This window comes from Streptomyces sp. NPDC002276 (assembly GCF_053891435.1).
Genome location: NZ_JBSFCQ010000002.1, coordinates 423,342 through 439,129 on the forward strand (window position 1 = coordinate 423,342; position 15,788 = coordinate 439,129).

The following is a 15,788-nucleotide window of genomic DNA, read 5'->3' on the forward strand; positions in this document are numbered from 1 at the left end:
GGGCGCACCCTTGTTGGGGGTGCGCCCTCGCCGAGCTCACAGGTTTCGGTAGACGTCGCGGCGATTGCCGGCAGCCAGCACCCATACGATCCGTTGGCCGTCCTCGACGGTGTACACGACGCGGAAGTCTCCGACGCGCAGTCGCCAGCGGGCGTTGTGCCCCTGGAGGGCCTCGATGTCGACGACCTCCTTCTCGATCGGCGGCTCGCTCAGGTCACGAACGTGCTGGACACTCACCGTGGTTCACTCCGAAAGCCCGTGCTCCAGTACATCCATCGTGCGGTCCACCAGGCCCGCGAAGTCGTCCTTGTGGCCGTTCTCCGCCCAGTACAGGGACGTTTCCATCAGGCCGCCGACGAGGGACATGGCGTAGACGCGGACCTCCAGGCTCTCGGGGTCGCGGCCGGTGCGGGTGGCGATGGCCTCGCAGAGCATGTTGCCGGTGAGCGACATGCTCTCCATCATGCGGGAGCGCACCGCCGGGACCTGGACCATGAGGTGGGTGCGGAGGCGGGAGGTCTCCTCGTCCTCCTTCAGGCCGTACTTGATGGCCCGCTGGATCACGTACCGGAGGGTGACCATCCAGGGCTCGTCGGCCGGGCGGGCCCGGAGTTCGTCCATGATGATCGGGTCGAACTCGTCCGTGATGACGATGTCTTCCTTGGTCGGGAAGTAGCGGAAGACGGTCGACGGCGACACCTCGGCGCGCTCGGCGATCTGCTCGATCGTGGTCGCGTCGTACCCCTGCTCCTTGACCAGTGCGTACGTCGCGGTGCGGATCGCCTCGCGGGTCTTGATCTTCTTGCGCTCGCGGAGGCCCAGTTGGGGGCGGTCGGCGGGGCTGAAGGGGGAGGGTGCGGCCGTCATGGTGTTCATTGTCCGGCATCCGCCAGGGTGACGGCCACGGCTGTGGCGGGGTCTTCCTCCTCCTGCTCCCGCACCGCGGCCGTGGTCGGAGTGTTCGGCAGGAACGCCGCCGCCAGCAGCGCGGTGACGAGCGCCGCCGCGCCGCACACCAGCAGGACCAGGCCCATGCCGTGGACGTACGCGCTGTTCGCGGAGGCGATGAGGTCCGCCGAGCCGGTGCGTTGGCCGACGATGTGGGCCGCGACCACCGACTCCCCGGCGGTGTCGGCCGCCTTCGCGGGCAGGCCGGTGACATCCAGGCGGTCCCGGAACGTGCTCGCGAGCAGGCTGCCGAGCAGGGCGATGCCGATCGCGGCGCCGACCTGGCGCATGGTCATCAGGAGCCCGGAGCCGCTGCCGGCCCGGTCGCGGGGCAGCGCGCCGAGGGCGCCGTCCATCGCGGGGACGATCGAGAAGCCGAAACCGAAGCCGGTGACGGACAGCCACAGCGCGGTGAAGCCGTAGCCGGAGTCGACCGTCGTACGGCTGCCGAGCAGCGCGGCGAAGGCGAGGACCACCAGCCCCGCGGTGACCACGGCCCGGGAGCCGAACTTGGCGACCAGCGGCTGCCCGGCCCGGGCCGCGATGATCAGGCCGCCCATCATGGGCAGCAGGCGGACGCCGGTGCCGAGCGCGTCGTTGCCGAGGACCGCCTGGAGGTACTGCGGCAGCACGAACAGCAGGCCGGACAGGACGAACATCACGAGGGTCGCGGCGAGTGTGTTGAAGAGGAAGCCGCGGTGGGTGAGCAGGGTCATGTCGAGCATGGGGCGTTCCATGCGCCGCTCGCGCAGCACCAGGGCGGCGATGAGGACCGCGGCGCCGATGAGCATGCCCACGATCAGTGGGTCGCCCCAACCGCGGCTGGGCGCCTCGATGATGGCGTAGATGAGGGAGCCGAGGCCGGCCGCGGTGAGCGCGGTGGAGAGGGCGTCGACCTTGGGGGAGGCGGGGTCGCGGGTCTCGGGGAGCAGGAAGACGCAGGCGGCGATGCCGATCGCGGCCATCGGGACGTTGACCAGGAAGACCGAGCCCCACCAGAAGTGGTTGAGCAGCCAGCCGCCGATGATCGGGCCGAGCGGCAGGCCGAGCGAGGAGGCCGCGGAGATGATGCCGACGGCCTTGGTGCGCTCGTCGGGTCCGAAGAGCGAGGGCAGCACGGACAGGGCGAGCGGCATGACCAGTGCGGCGCCGAGGCCCATCAGTGTGCGGGCCGCGATGACCCAGTTGACGTCGTCGGCCAGGGCGCCGGCCACGGAGCCGGCGAGGAAGACGCCGAGCCCCACGACGAGCATGCGCCGCCGCCCGTACCGGTCGCCGAGCAGTCCCGCCGGGAGCATCAGGGCCGCGAAGACGATGACGTAGGAGTCCGCCATCCACTGCTGCTGGCCGGTGCTGGCGCCGAGGTCGCCGGCCATCGTGGGCAGGGCGACGTTGAGGATCGTCGTGTCGAAGCCGAGCGTGAGCATGCTCGCGACCAGGGCCCCGAGGGCCCACCAGCGGCGCGGATCGCGTCGCACCTCTTGGGATTGAGTGACAGTAGCCATGAAATGAGAGTAGCTGTCAAAAAGTGGTTGATGTCAATGGGTATCGACTTTCAGTGCATGAAAAATGGCCACGGCTTGAGCGCCGTGGCCATGAACAGGAGGTGTCTCAGGTGCTACCCGTGCTGGTAGGCCACCAGGGAGATCCCCACGTAGTGCACGAGGAAGGCCGCCACCGTCAGGGAGTGGAAGACCTCGTGGAAACCGAACCAGCGAGGTGACGGATTCGGCCGCTTGATGCCGTAGATCACGCCACCCGCGCTGTAGAGCAGTCCGCCGACGATCACCAGGACCAGGACGGCGATGCCGCCCGTGCGCATGAAGTCCGGCAGGAAGAAGACGGCCGCCCAGCCCATCGCGATGTAGCAGGGCGTGTAGAGCCAGCGCGGGGCGCCGACCCAGAAGACCCGGAAGGCGATGCCGGCCAGCGCCGCGCCCCAGATGCCCCACAGCAGCCACTGACCCTTGGCGCCGGGGAGCAGCAGCATCGTCAGCGGTGTGTAGGTGCCCGCGATGATCAGGAAGATGTTGGCGTGGTCGAGTCTGCGCAGGATGCCGTCCATGCGCGGGCTCCAATTGCCCCGGTGGTACAGCGCGCTGACCCCGAAGAGCAGGCAGGCCGTCAGGGCGAAGATCCCGCAGGCGATACGGCCCCGGGCCGAGTCGGCGAGAGCGGTGAGCACCAGGCCGGAGACGAGAACGGCCGGGAACATGCCGAGGTGCAGCCAGCCGCGCAGCTTCGGCTTCACATGGTCGGGGAGGGAGAGCGCGGAGGGACCATGGCCGGCGATCGGCGTGTCCGTGTGCGCGTCGGGGACGGACGCAGTCATGCGCGCAAGCGTACCTACGGAACCGTAAGTTACGTGTCAGTGCGGCGAGATGGGGGTCCAGAAGTGGCCACTCTCTCATGCCTAGCCGACGTGCGGGTACCCGGGGTGAAGCGACGGTGACGCACGGAAAACATCTCGATACGTGGCGATCCTCACGTCGCTCGTCTGTGAGGCCCTCTGGACATATGGGCGGGCGAGTCGGATGATCAAATGAGTGCGGTCGGCACCGGATGAGCGCCAAGATCGACCATCTGGAGCATCCGGGTCGCGGCCCCCACGGGGCAACAAGGACAAAATCCCTCACCATAGGAGCAATCGTGGCGCGCGACATCGCGGCTCCCCCCGTCATCCCCACCGAACACAAGGAACTGGTCTCGTGGGTGAACGAGATCGCAGAACTGACCCAACCGGACAGCGTGGTCTGGTGTGACGGATCAGAAGCCGAGTACGAGCGGCTGAGCGAGGAGCTCGTCCGAAAGGGCACCTTCCAGAAGCTCGACCCGATCAAGCGCCCCAACTCCTACTACGCCGCCTCCGACCCGACCGATGTCGCCCGGGTCGAGGACAGGACGTTCATCTGCTCCGAGCAGGAGCAGGACGCGGGACCCACCAACCACTGGAAGGCCCCCGCCGAGATGCGGGAGATCTTCGCGGGAGAACAGGGCATCTTCCGCGGCTCCATGAAGGGCCGGACGATGTACGTCGTCCCGTTCTGCATGGGCCCCCTCGGTTCGGACCTCTCCGCGATCGGCGTAGAGATCACCGACTCCGCCTACGTCGCCGTCTCCATGCGCACCATGACGCGTATGGGACAGCCCGTCCTCGACGAACTCGGTACCGACGGCTTCTTCGTGCGTGCTGTGCACACGCTCGGAGCGCCGCTGGCCGAGGGCGAGCAGGATGTGCCGTGGCCGTGCAACTCCACCAAGTACATCTCGCACTTCCCCGAAAGCCGCGAGATCTGGTCCTACGGCTCCGGCTACGGCGGCAACGCGCTGCTCGGCAAGAAGTGCTACGCCCTGCGCATCGCCTCCGTGATGGCGCGGGACGAGGGCTGGCTCGCCGAGCACATGCTGATCCTCAAACTGACGCCCCCGCAGGGCGAGTCGAAGTACGTGGCCGCCGCCTTCCCGAGCGCCTGCGGCAAGACCAACCTCGCCATGCTGGAGCCCACCGTCTCCGGCTGGACCGTCGAGACCATCGGTGACGACATCGCCTGGATGCGGTTCGGCGAGGACGGCCGCCTCTACGCGATCAACCCCGAGGCCGGTTTCTTCGGCGTCGCGCCCGGCACCGGCGAGCACACCAACGCCAACGCGATGAAGACGCTGTGGGGCAACTCCGTCTTCACCAACGTGGCGTTGACCGACGACAACGACATCTGGTGGGAGGGCATGACGGAGGAGACTCCGGCCCACCTCACGGACTGGAAGGGCAACTCCTGGACGCCGGAGTCCACTTCGCCCGCCGCGCACCCCAACGCCCGCTTCACCGTGCCCGCTTCGCAGTGCCCGATCATCGCGCCCGAGTGGGAGGACCCCAAGGGCGTGCCGATCTCGGCGATCCTGTTCGGCGGCCGGCGCGCCTCGGCCGTACCGCTGGTGACGGAGTCCTTCGACTGGAACCACGGTGTCTTCCTCGGCGCCAACGTGGCCTCCGAGAAGACCGCCGCCGCCGAGGGCAAGGTCGGCGAGCTGCGCCGCGACCCCTTCGCCATGCTGCCGTTCTGCGGCTACAACATGGGTGACTACATGGGCCACTGGGTCGATGTGGCCAAGGGCCGGGACCAGTCCAAACTCCCGAAGATCTACTACGTGAACTGGTTCCGCAAGAACGACGCGGGCAAGTTCGTGTGGCCCGGCTTCGGCGAGAACAGCCGGGTCCTGAAATGGATCGTGGACCGCCTCGACGGCCGCGCCGAGGGCGTCGAGACCCCGATCGGCGTGCTGCCGGCCAAGGGCGCCCTCGACACCAAGGGCCTCGACCTGTCCGAGGCCGACCTCGACTTCCTGCTCACCGTCGACAAGGACGTGTGGCGCGAGGAGGCGGCCCTGGTCCCCGACCACCTCAACACCTTCGGCGACCACACCCCGAAGGAACTGTGGGACGAGTACCGGGCGCTGGTGCAGCGCCTCGGCTGACATCCCGTAGCGAAACCGTAGGGGCCCGCACAACGGCGTGCGGGCCCTTGCCCATTGGCCGCTATTTCTCCCATCACCTCTGCCCGGACCGGCATTTCGGGGGACACTCGGGACAACTCGCAACGAACCCGAACCCCGAAGTGAGGTGAGCGGGGTGCGCACTCCGGTCAGCGATCCGCTGAGCGTGGGGCCGTACCGGATCGCCGGGCGGCTCGGCTCCGGCGGCATGGGATGGGTGTATCTCGGCCGTTCCCCGGCCGGCCGCGAGGTGGCGGTGAAGGTCGTACGGCCCGAACTCGCCGCCGAGCAGGAGTTCCGCGACCGCTTCGCCCGCGAGGTCGCCGCCGCCCGCCTGGTCAGCGGCGCCTACACGGCCGCCGTCGTCGACGCCGACACCGAGGCCGAACTCCCTTGGCTGGCAACGATGTACGTGCCAGGCCCCTCCCTCGCCGAGGCCATCCGCGCCGACGGACCGCTGCCCGAACCGCAGGTCCGCAGGCTCGGCGCGTTCCTCGTTGAGGCCTTGCAGGCGATCCACGCGGCCAACCTGGTCCACCGCGACCTCAAACCGGCCAACGTGCTGCTCGCCTCCGACGGCCCCCGCGTCATCGACTTCGGCATCTCCCGCGTCGAGGGCGCCCCGAGCCTCACCCGGGCCGGAATCGTCGTCGGCACCCCGCCGTTCATGTCGCCGGAACAGATGACGGCCGCGCCGCTCGGCCCGCCCACCGACGTGTTCTCCCTCGGCGGTGTCCTGGTGTACGCGCTGACCGGCCGCCCGCCGTTCGGCACGGGCGAGGCGGTGAGCCTGCGGGTCGTGCACCACGCACCCGACCTGGACGACGTACCGGCGGGGCTACGGCCGCTGCTCGCGCGGTGTCTCGCCAAGCGCCCCGCGGACCGGCCCCGACTGGACGTCCTGCTGGGCGAGTTGCTGGCACCGCCGCGCACCGCGGTCTGGCCGCCGCCCGCCGTGGCCCGCACCATCGAGGTCCGGCGCGGCGAGCTGGCGGCCCGGCGCGGCGGCGGTACGAGCCTGCCGGTGCCGTCCTGTCTGCTGCTGCACGCGCAGGCCCTGCTGGACGCGGGCCTCACCGACGACATGGTCACGCGGGCGGTGGCGCGTGGCGACGCCTGACTCCTCCCTCCCGCCCGGCCGGGACTACGACATCGGCTCCTCCTGGCGGCAGTTGACGCACACCTGGGGCGCCCGCCGGAATTACCACGTCGAGAGCGATGTCGATTCCCTCTCCCTGCAATTCGATCTAGAGGAGTCGGGGCGCACGCTCACCGTACGTTTCATGACCACGAAAAGACTTCTCGTCGCCTTTGTCACCGACGGTCATTCTCTGCGCAAGGATCAATTGGCGATCGCCGCCGCCGCGTCCAACGCGTGGAACACCGAACAGCTGAATCCCATGCTGTCGGTGTGGGACGTACGCGGCCCCGGACCGTGCCTCGCCGGAGTCTGCGACCTCCCGCTGACCTGCCGGATCTCGCAGGACGACTTCGATGTTCTGGCCAGTGATTGGGTGGAACGGGCGCGACAGATGTTCACCCGTTGCCATCAGGTTTTCCAGCTGTAGAAATGAATTGAGCATTCTCAGTCAACCCCTTTCGGCCACGGCCCTGTTTCCTCCACTATGGGCGCCAACGGGGGGTCGTCATGAGACGTACGTTGTGCACTGCCTTGCTGTTCGGTTTGTTGATCGCGGTGATTCCGTCGGGGTCGGCGGCTGCCGCCGATGATCCCTGCGGCAAGGATTTTCCGGCGCGGCTGGAGTGCTGGAAGGGCGCGCTCGACGACGGGGTCGTGGTCACGGTCACGTTGAACGAGCCCCTGGGCCTCGACGGCGGCCGACAGGTCCGTCCGAACCTCGGGAACCTCCAGGTGCAGGTTCCGGCCGGTGTCCACACCGGCCAGGGCGGCAGCGCGCTGCTCGTCCTGGCCGGCCACGCGCTCGTCGACCGGGACGCCAGGATCGACCGATTGGACAAGGAGACGCTGAAGGACCTCGGCGCCTGCAACCGGGTGTGCCAGGAGCTCAGCAAATCCCCGCTCACCGGCGGTCAGCTGATCGACAAGAAGGTGGGCGTCGCCGACCTCGGCACCCACACCTTCACCGTCGGCGCGCACAAGTCCACGGACTACCTGCGCCTCCTCTTCATCACCCTGACGGCCGTACTCCTCCTCCTGCTCCTCGCCCTCCTCCTCGCCGTCCGCCGCTCCCGCGCCCCGGCCACAGCGACCGCCACCGCCACGGCCACGGCGGACGCCGCCCCGGAACCCGCCGAGACCACCGCCAGACTCCGCCCCGTCCCGCCCGCCCCCGCACCGCCCCCGTCCCCCGGCCGCCGGGTCGGCCCCCGCACCGGCCCGTCCCGAACAGCCGTCGTCCGTACGGCGCTTCACCCGCAGGGCTACGTCGAACTCGACCACGTCCTCTACCGCGCGGTGTGGGCCGAACCCGACCGCACCCCGCCCGAGCCCGGCGCGCAGGTCGAGGTCACCGACGCCCGCGAACCCGACTCCGACGTCCTGTACGCCTTCCCGCCCGCCGCCCGGCATCACGCCCGCGGCAGCCAGTGACCCCCGTACTACCGCCAGGAGACACCATGCACAGCGAATACCCGCCCACGCTGCCGGCGGAGTACGCCGACATCGAGTTCGAGAACAACGCGCAACGGCTGCCGCTGGTGCTGTGCCTGGACACGTCGAGTTCCATGGCGGGGGCGCCGATCCAGTCCCTCAACGACGCGCTCGCCGAGTGGACCCGCGAACTCCACGACGACGTCTCCCTCAGCTACAGCGTCGAGGTCGCCGTCATCACCTTCGGCGGCCGGGGCGTCGGTGCCTGGCGCGGACCCCAACTCCTCGACCCGCGCGCCCCGGTGAGCCCCTTCGTGCCCGCGCACGCCTTCCAGGCACCCCGCTTCACCGCGTCCGGCGTGACCCTGATGACCGAGGCGCTGGAACTGGCCATGCATGTCGTCGCGGCCCGCAAGGCGGAGCTGCGCGCCTCCGGACTCCAGTACTACCGCCCGCAGATCTGCCTGGTCACCGACGGCCTCCCCACCGACGGCACCGGCCATATGACCGACTCCTGGCACCGGCTGCTGCCCGTCCTCGCCGAGGAGCAACAGGCCCGCCGCTTCCGGCTGTACGCGATCGGCGTCGGCGGCATCACGGATCGAGGCGAGCAGGTCCTCCAGGCCTTCGCGCCGAAGTTCAACGCCCGCATCCAGGGCTTCCCGTTCCGCGAACTGCTCCAGATGATGTCGGCCAGCGCCAACGCCGAACAGAAGGGCGCGGGCGACGAGGTCTTCGAGAAGATCTTCAGCCAGTTCAAGACCCAGCGCCCGGCCTGGGAGAGCTGAGCGGTGGCCGCGTCGCCCTGGCGCATCCACGGCCTCAGCGTCGAGGGCTACCGCCACCGCCGCACCGGCACCCCCTGCCAGGACGCGTGCACCTATGTGGCGTCCGCTCCGGTGACCGTACTCGCCGTCGCGGACGGCGCGGGCAGCCGCCCGCACTCCGACCAAGGGGCCCTGCACGCCGTCGAGTTGGCGGCCGAACACTTCCGCCGCCGGGCCGCCGCCGCGTCCGGCTGCCCGCCCGGCACCGAGGTCCACGACCTGCTCGCCGACGCCTTCCACGACGTGGCGAAGATCTTCCTGGACACCTACGGCGCCGCCGCCCCCGACTACGCCACCACCCTCACCGTCGTCGTCCTCACCCCCGGCTGGCTCGGCCATCTCAGCGTCGGCGACGGCTTCGTCGTCGTACGCGCCGGAACCGAGGAAGGACAACGGCAGTTCCACCTGCTGCCGCAGCCGCTCGCCGTCAGCGAGTACAGCAACGAGACCGTCTTCCTCACCTCACCGGACGCGCCCCGCCGACTGCGCACCGACTGCGTGGCGGACCCGCGCGTCGACGGCGTGCTGCTGTCCACCGACGGCCTCGCCCAGGCCGCGCTCTCCACCCCCGGCGGCGGCCCGCCGCAGCCCAACACCTCTTTCGTGGAAGCCGTGTTGCGCTCCCTGGACACCCCGGGACCGGTGACCGACAGCGCGAGCGAGAACATCGCCGCGCTGCTCCGCTCCGACCGGCTGACCAGTCTCAACGGCGACGACAAGACCCTGCTGCGGGCCGTGCGCGCGGTGACCCCGTGACCGGCCGCACCGTCCACCTGGACGGCAAGCCCGTCACCCTCGCCGAACTCCCCCTCAAGGGCGGCGGCCAGGCGGCCGTCTTCCCCGTCGAGGGCGACGACACGATCGTCGTCAAGCTCTACCGCGACCGCCCGGGACCGGACCTGGAGCGCCGCCTCGCCCGCATGCTGACCATGTCACCGCTCGCGGCCCGCCCCACCGACGCCAACCAGCCCCCCGAACTCGCCTGGCCCACCGCCATCGCCCGCGGCCCCGACGACACCTTCCTCGGCTACGCCATGCGCCGCTTCGGCGAACCCCAACACGTCCAGCTGGTCGGCCTGTTCACCCGCGCCCAGCGCCTGCGCCTGTTCGGCGACCGCGCGGACTGGCGCTTCCTGCTCGGCGTCGCCTGGAACCTTGCCTTCATGACGGCCCGCATGCACTACGACAACCTCGTCATCGGCGACTTCTCGTCGAGCAACGTCGTCGTCGACGCCAACGGCTTCGTCACGTTCCTCGACTGCGACTCCATCGCCTTCACCGACCCGGGCACCGGCGAGCACTTCCCGTGCCTGATGCACACCACCGACTACTCATCGCCGGAACGCCAGTCGGGCGCCGCGGCCACCCCGGAGAGCGACAACTTCGCGCTGGCGGTGCTCATTTACCAACTCCTCACGGCGGGCAACCACCCCTTCGGCGGCGTCCCGCACGACAGCACCTCCGAGTCGACCGTCAAGGACAACATCGCCGCGAGCGTCTCCTACGTCGTCCGCCCCGAGGCGGTCGTCATCCCGCGCGGCACAGTCGACCCCTCCGTCCTCCCGCCCGGCCTCCTCACCCTGGCCCACACGGCTTTCGGCCCGGGCGTCCACGCCCCCGCCGCCCGCCCCACCCCGGAGGTCTGGCTCCGCGCCCTCGACCAGGAACGCTCCCGCGTCCAGGCCTGCCCGACCCGCCCCCTGCACACCTACGGCTCCCACCTCCCGACCTGCCCGTGGTGCACCCGCGCCGCGGTGACGGGACACGACGTGTTCAACCCACCGGTGCGACAACCCGTACCGGTGCCTCCCCCTGTCCAACCGGCTGCCGGGCTGGGCCCGTTGAAGGTCGTGGGCGCCGTGCTCCTCGCGCTCGTCCTGCTGATCGTCGTGATTCAACTGCTCTGAGAACGCCCCCGGTCCTCCAGATACCGCGTGTGCGACTCCTGCCGCCGCGCCTCCGCCTCACGCAGACTCGCCGCCAGCTGCTGCGCCTCCTCCTGAAGCACCGTCAACTGTCGTTCCAGATGCCGTTCCGGCGGTTCGGTGCCCGGCGCGAGCCGCGTCCACCACCGTGTCCTTACGAACGTGTCGACGGCCTCCGGTACGTCCTGCCGGATCGCCCGCGACAGGATGTGCACGCCCTCCGGATCCTGCGCGAGATCCTGGGTGACCCGCGGATCGAGCAGCCCGGCGAGGAGCTGGTTCAGCTCGGTGAGCCGGCCGTCGGCGGCGGGCGGCAGCTCGATCGCGGTGAGATAGCCGCCCAGCTTCTCGAAGTCGTCGCGCAGTTCCGCCAGTTGGGCCGACGGATCCGGGAAGTCGGGCAGCGGCGGCCGTTCCGGCGGCGCGATCAGCGCACCCGCGCCGTACAGCCCGACGACCACGACCGGCCAGTACGGCCCCGCCACCCCCACGAACGTCAGCACCAGCCCGAGCAGCCCGCAGGCGCTGCCGGTGAGGTTCTTGCGGGACTCCAAGTAGCCGAGGAACTTACTGGTAGCCACGGATCTCCTCGAAGGCGCCGTCCAGCGAGCCCTTCTGGGCGTCGAAGAGACGGCCGCCGGTCAGGTCGGCGATGTGCTGCAACTCCGCCTTGTCCGAGTCGCCGAAGAGAATGGGAAAGACGGGTATCTCCCGCTGGGCGGAGGGAAGTTGACGATAGAAGCCGTCGAACTCCCGCGCCTTCGCGCCGGTCGTGTTCTCGCCGTCGGTCATCAACACGATCGACGTGAACGTGTCGCCGCCGGTACCGAGATGCTCGTAGGCCTTCTCCAGCGAGGTGTAGATCGCGGTGCTCCCTTCGGCGCTGAGCGACTTGGTGTCCGCGCGGATCGCGTCGAGCCCGGCCTTCGGGTCGCTCGGACTCACCACATGCGTCCTGACACTCTTCACGCCCGACCCGAACGGCATCAGCGTGACCTCTTCCCGCTGCCGGAAGTCACCGGTCAGATCGGTGAGCGCCTTCTTCAGCCGCGACAGCCGGTCGCCCGCCATCGAGCCCGAGGTGTCCAGGACGTACACGGTCCGCGAGGGCCGGCGCAGCTTGTTCTCGTACGAGTCGAGGAGCCCGTCGGCGACGGACTGGCTCCCGGGGAAGGGGAGTTCACGCCGTCGGCTCGTGTCGAGGCCCGTCGCGGGCGGCACCGAAGTGACGACCGGGCGACGGTGTGTGCGGGTGGTGATCAGCTTCTGGAGGGCGGCCGTGCGCAGGTCCGTCGTCACCCGGCGGACGTTGTCGCGGGTCGTGGCGTCCGTCGAGGCGAGGGAGGTCAGCGGGTAGTCGGCGGTGACGACCCCGTCGCTCGGGCGGATCACGGTCAGACCCGGGATGCCCTTGAGGACGGACTCGTAGTTGAGCAACGCGTCGACGTTCCCCCGGCGTTGGTACGCCTCCGCCAGCCAGCCCGACGAACCCGACGTCAGCTTCTGCCCCTTGAAGAACTCCTTCAGCCGGGGAGTCGCCTTGGTGACGTCCGCGTCGGTGAGCGCCGACTGGGCGCCGGAGAGCGCGGAGGCCACCGAGATGAGGGTGGAGAAACCGGAGTTGGAGCGAGCGGGGTCCGTCATGCCGTAGGTCAACTTGCCGTCCTGGACGGCCTGTTCGATCCCCGACCAGGTCACCTTGTCCGGCTGCCAGCCCAGTGCCGTGACGGTGGCCGTCTTCACCCCGATCGCGACCGGGCTCGACATGATCGACGTCTCCGAGACGACCTTCTTCGCCGCGTCGGGCCGTAGCCGCAGATAGTCGTTGGACGACAGCCACAGCGCGTCGTACTGCCCGTCGACCTTGCCCTTCGCCAGCAGGTCCACCGCGTCCAGGGTGCCCATGTAGGTGGGGCGGATCGTGACGCCGGTGTCCTTGCGGACCTGGTCGAACACCGGGGTCATGTCGCTGAGTTCGCTGGAGGCGAGGACGCGGAGGGTGCCGGGTTCGGGCGCGTTGCCCTGGGATTTCGTGTCCTTCTGCGCCGTGCAGGCGGTCAGCAGGGCGACCGTGCCGAGCGCGAGGGCGATCAGGCGTCTCATCCGAGACCACCCTCCAGCGCGCTCTGCGAGCGGCTGCGCTCCAAGTACGTGCTGGCGTTCTGGAGTTCGGAGGTCAGGGACTCCACGGTCGCCGCCATCACCTCGGTCGCCTGGACCTTGTAGGTGTCGATGGCGTCGAGGGTGCGGTAGATCTGCTGGAAGGCGGTGCGCAGGGTCTCCGCGCCCACCGCCGGGTCGGCCGCGATGCGCTGGATCTCGCCGCTCTGCGTGGAGAGCATCTCCGCGTTGCCCCGGATGAGGTCTTCGGTTGTGCCGCGCAGGGCGTTGACCTGGTCGACGACCTTGCGCTGGTTTTCGAGGGCGGAGGCGAGCATGACCGAGATCCGGAGCGCCGAGACGGTCGTGGTCGCTGCCCGGTCCACGCCCTTGATGAGTTCGTCGTTGTTGCGCCGTACGACGTCCATCGCCAAGTAGCCCTGCGCGCACACCGCGAGCTGGGTCAGCAGGTCCTGGTGCTTCTGCCGGACCGGGAAGAGGACGTCCGCGCGGAGGGTGTCGGCCTGGCTGGGGTCGGTGGACTCGACGCCGGTGATGTGGTGCTCGACGGCCGAGTCGAGGGCCTGGGTGAGGACCACGTACTCCTGCAACTTGCCCATGGTCTCCCAGAGGCGGACCCGCTCGGTCTGCAACGCCGCGTTGTCGCGCCGGAGTTCGTCCTGCCCGCCGCGCAGCGAGCCCACGATCTTGTTCAACGTGCCCTGCGCGGAGGCGTACTTGGCGACATGGTCACGGAGCTTGTTGCCGCCGGGCAGCCGGGACAGGAACTTCCGCCCCTTGGAGGCGGGCAGGTCACGCGGGTCCAAGTCCTCGACCACGCGCCGCAGTTCGACGAGCGAGCCCGCCACCTGCGACTGGGCGTCCCCGCCCTTCGAGGGCAGACTACGCACCGTCCGTTCCAGCATCCGGTTGGACTGCGCGGTCGCGCTGCGCATCTCCCCGGCGCCGAGCGCGGTGATCTCGCCGACCTTGCCCGCGAACTCGGGCGACCGGGCGTCGAGTGCGGCGAGCCCCTCCACGTAGGCGGAGGCCTTGCGCTCCATGTCCGTACGGACGGAGTCGTCGACCGGGACGAGCCCGCCCGCCTTCTCTCTCGGCACGGGCTTCACGGCCTCCGGCGGAGTGAGCGTGAAGACGTCATCGCCGCTTTGGGTGTGCTCACTGCTGTTCTGGCTGGTGTTGAAACTGCTGCTCATGTGGTTCCCCCCGGTCAACCGTGCGCCCGGCGCGCCATGTCGTGCAGCACCGTGGAGGTGGGCACGGGCGCCTGCCGGACACCGGTCAGCGTCTGGTTGAGATAGCTGGAGTGGGCGGCGGTGGCCGCGACGAACTCGGCGGTGTCACCCTGCGGCCGGAACCCGTACCGCACGGCGAGCTTCCGCAACGTCTGGTCGGAGCTGAGGAGTTCACCCAGCGCCCGGCCCTCGGGAGTGAGCGGTACGACGGTGTGGTCGCTGTTGGCCGTGGTGTCCGGGTAGAGGACGACGAGGTCGCCGACCGGCTGCTTGCCGAGGAGCAGCGAGGCCACCTGCGACTCGTACACCAGGACCAGCGGATTGCCCGCGCCGCTGATGAAGTCCCTGAACGGCCCGTCCGAGCTGGACTGTTGGGCACCCTGCACGCTGATCAGCTTGCGCATCAGGGGCGCGGTGCGACCGACATCGGCGCTACTGGCCGCGACGCGCCCGCCGTCGGCGACGTAGGAGGCCGCGGCGAGATAGAGAGCACCCGAGTTGGAGGTCTCCGGATCGGTGGTCGCGATGTAGAGGGTGCCGGTCAACTCCCCGTGCTTTTCCGCCCCCTTGAGCTGCTGCCAGGTCCGATCCCCCTTGGCCGCGTCCAGATAGGCGGCCATTTTCAACGTGCCGCGATCCTGCCCCTTGTCCAGGGTGGCGAGCCCGTTGGCCGCTAGGACCTGGGCGGCGCTGCGATGGGCCACGACGACGAGCGGCGAGTAGAAGGGCCGCGGCAGGGGCTGTTGCACCTTGTACTTGGCGGCGAGCGCGTCGGCCGGCGCCTGGCTGGAGGGGAAGGCGAAGTCGTACCCCTTGAGGTCGCGCCCCTCCATGGCCCAGGAGCCGGAGGTCTCCGTCCTCACGGTGAAGCCCTTGGCGGCGAGGGCCTTCACCACATCGGGATCGGCGAAGAAGTCCGCCTTCTCCGAACCGATCACTCCACGCACGGTCTTCGTTGCCGTGCCCTTGTCCCCGTTGTCCCGGCCCGCTACGACGGCTGCCACCACTCCGCCGATCAGCAACACCGCGAGGACGATTCCCGCGATACGTCTCACGAGGGGCAGCGTGCTCGCGGAACCCAACATTCCCCGAGGAAAGGGATGAACGGGAGGTGTCGTCCGGGTCCCGGATCAACACGGCTGTTTTTTCAGGGGGTTGGCTCAGGCCACCGCGGTGCCCGCGTGGGCGTCCATCCGCTCGGCCGACAGAATCGCCGCAGCCGTGTCCGCCCGGGATGCCGCGACGACGAGTGCGCGTCCCGCGAGAGCGTGCGCTCGCTGGTGCAGGGTGTCCACACGGGACGTAGGAGTGGACGCAACCGCACGAACCGGCGAGGCACTCCCACGCAACCGTGTGAGCTGGCCGGCAAGCCGCTCGGCAGCCGCGTCCAGTTCGTCGGACGGCGTGAGTGCCCGCAGCTCGTCAGTCACCGCAAGCAGCGCAGCCAGATGCCCCGCCAGCTGAATGTCCAGTTCTTCCTCGCGCGACCGGTGGGGAAAGTCGGAGGGCGTGCGGGCCAGCGTGCTGTGGACCGACTTGGTGCGGATCGGTTCGTACATGGCTTGGTCTCCTGTGCTCAGACAGGAAACCATCCTAGCTTAGATCTCGTCTAAAGTTGTCTTGGCCGAAAAATTGGCCGGAAGAAGGTCAAGAAAAACGGCCCACGAGG

16 protein-coding genes are annotated in these 15,788 nt (G+C 69.4%); 7 read left to right on the plus strand and 9 right to left on the minus strand.

The features are described 5' to 3' along the window. Nucleotides 1–36: 36 nt before the first annotated feature. The 4 genes from ACWIHT_RS07025 to trhA all read right to left on the minus strand — a co-directional run bounded on the left by ACWIHT_RS07025 (nt 37) and on the right by trhA (nt 3,280). On the minus strand, nt 37–237 hold the full coding sequence (locus ACWIHT_RS07025) for a type II toxin-antitoxin system RelE family toxin (RefSeq protein ID WP_456165221.1): 201 nt from the start codon (nt 235–237) through the stop codon (nt 37–39). A 6-nt stretch (nt 238–243) separates the two neighbouring features. Continuing rightward, the gene (locus ACWIHT_RS07030) at nt 244–876 is read right to left on the minus strand and encodes a TetR/AcrR family transcriptional regulator (protein ID WP_456165223.1); all 633 of its coding nucleotides are present in this window, start codon (nt 874–876) and stop codon (nt 244–246) included. Then, nucleotides 873–2,453, minus strand: a complete 1,581-nt coding sequence (locus ACWIHT_RS07035; RefSeq protein WP_456165225.1) for a DHA2 family efflux MFS transporter permease subunit — start codon at nt 2,451–2,453, stop codon at nt 873–875. Before ACWIHT_RS07035 ends, ACWIHT_RS07030 begins: the two co-directional genes overlap by 4 nt. A 113-nt stretch (nt 2,454–2,566) precedes the next feature. Further along, a complete protein-coding gene (gene trhA / locus ACWIHT_RS07040) occupies nt 2,567–3,280 on the minus strand; it encodes a PAQR family membrane homeostasis protein TrhA (protein ID WP_456165227.1) in 714 nt (237 codons plus the stop codon). Between the two features lie 317 nt (nt 3,281–3,597). Here trhA and ACWIHT_RS07045 point away from each other — a divergent pair, with 317 nt between their 5' ends. The 7 genes from ACWIHT_RS07045 to ACWIHT_RS07075 all read left to right on the plus strand — a co-directional run bounded on the left by ACWIHT_RS07045 (nt 3,598) and on the right by ACWIHT_RS07075 (nt 10,745). Beyond that, the gene (locus ACWIHT_RS07045; protein WP_456165229.1) at nt 3,598–5,421 is read left to right on the plus strand and encodes a phosphoenolpyruvate carboxykinase (GTP); all 1,824 of its coding nucleotides are present in this window, start codon (nt 3,598–3,600) and stop codon (nt 5,419–5,421) included. Between the two features lie 154 nt (nt 5,422–5,575). After that, nucleotides 5,576–6,559: a serine/threonine-protein kinase gene (locus tag ACWIHT_RS07050; RefSeq protein WP_456165231.1), complete on the plus strand. Its 984-nt coding sequence runs from the start codon at nt 5,576–5,578 to the stop codon at nt 6,557–6,559. Then, nucleotides 6,546–7,007, plus strand: coding sequence for a hypothetical protein (locus tag ACWIHT_RS07055; protein ID WP_456165233.1), 462 nt, complete (start codon nt 6,546–6,548; stop codon nt 7,005–7,007). The genes ACWIHT_RS07050 and ACWIHT_RS07055 overlap by 14 nt, the downstream gene beginning before the upstream one ends. An 80-nt stretch (nt 7,008–7,087) precedes the next feature. Beyond that, nucleotides 7,088–8,011 carry a hypothetical protein gene (locus ACWIHT_RS07060; RefSeq protein WP_456165235.1) on the plus strand — a complete coding sequence of 308 codons (924 nt, stop codon included), beginning with the start codon at nt 7,088–7,090 and terminating at the stop codon, nt 8,009–8,011. Nucleotides 8,012–8,037: 26 nt separating this feature from the next. Beyond that, entirely contained in the window at nt 8,038–8,799 is a 762-nt protein-coding gene (locus tag ACWIHT_RS07065; protein WP_456165237.1) for a vWA domain-containing protein, read from the plus strand. A gap of 3 nt (nt 8,800–8,802) precedes the next feature. After that, nucleotides 8,803–9,594, plus strand: coding sequence for a PP2C family serine/threonine-protein phosphatase (locus tag ACWIHT_RS07070; protein WP_456165239.1), 792 nt, complete (start codon nt 8,803–8,805; stop codon nt 9,592–9,594). After that, nucleotides 9,591–10,745 carry a hypothetical protein gene (locus ACWIHT_RS07075; RefSeq protein WP_456165241.1) on the plus strand — a complete coding sequence of 385 codons (1,155 nt, stop codon included), beginning with the start codon at nt 9,591–9,593 and terminating at the stop codon, nt 10,743–10,745. Before ACWIHT_RS07070 ends, ACWIHT_RS07075 begins: the two co-directional genes overlap by 4 nt. Here the strand turns inward: ACWIHT_RS07075 and ACWIHT_RS07080 are convergent. The 5 genes from ACWIHT_RS07080 to ACWIHT_RS07100 form a co-directional block, all read right to left on the minus strand. Beyond that, the gene (locus ACWIHT_RS07080) at nt 10,733–11,344 is read right to left on the minus strand and encodes a hypothetical protein (RefSeq protein ID WP_456165243.1); all 612 of its coding nucleotides are present in this window, start codon (nt 11,342–11,344) and stop codon (nt 10,733–10,735) included. The genes ACWIHT_RS07075 and ACWIHT_RS07080 overlap by 13 nt on opposite strands. Then, nucleotides 11,331–12,866: a substrate-binding domain-containing protein gene (locus ACWIHT_RS07085; protein WP_456165245.1), complete on the minus strand. Its 1,536-nt coding sequence runs from the start codon at nt 12,864–12,866 to the stop codon at nt 11,331–11,333. Before ACWIHT_RS07085 ends, ACWIHT_RS07080 begins: the two co-directional genes overlap by 14 nt. Next, a complete protein-coding gene (locus ACWIHT_RS07090) occupies nt 12,863–14,080 on the minus strand; it encodes a toxic anion resistance protein (RefSeq protein ID WP_456165247.1) in 1,218 nt (405 codons plus the stop codon). The genes ACWIHT_RS07085 and ACWIHT_RS07090 overlap by 4 nt, the downstream gene beginning before the upstream one ends. A 14-nt stretch (nt 14,081–14,094) precedes the next feature. Continuing rightward, the gene (locus ACWIHT_RS07095; protein ID WP_456165249.1) at nt 14,095–15,174 is read right to left on the minus strand and encodes a substrate-binding domain-containing protein; all 1,080 of its coding nucleotides are present in this window, start codon (nt 15,172–15,174) and stop codon (nt 14,095–14,097) included. A gap of 105 nt (nt 15,175–15,279) precedes the next feature. Further along, nucleotides 15,280–15,678 carry an SCO4983 family protein gene (locus ACWIHT_RS07100; RefSeq protein WP_456165251.1) on the minus strand — a complete coding sequence of 133 codons (399 nt, stop codon included), beginning with the start codon at nt 15,676–15,678 and terminating at the stop codon, nt 15,280–15,282. Nucleotides 15,679–15,788 lie beyond the last annotated feature (110 nt).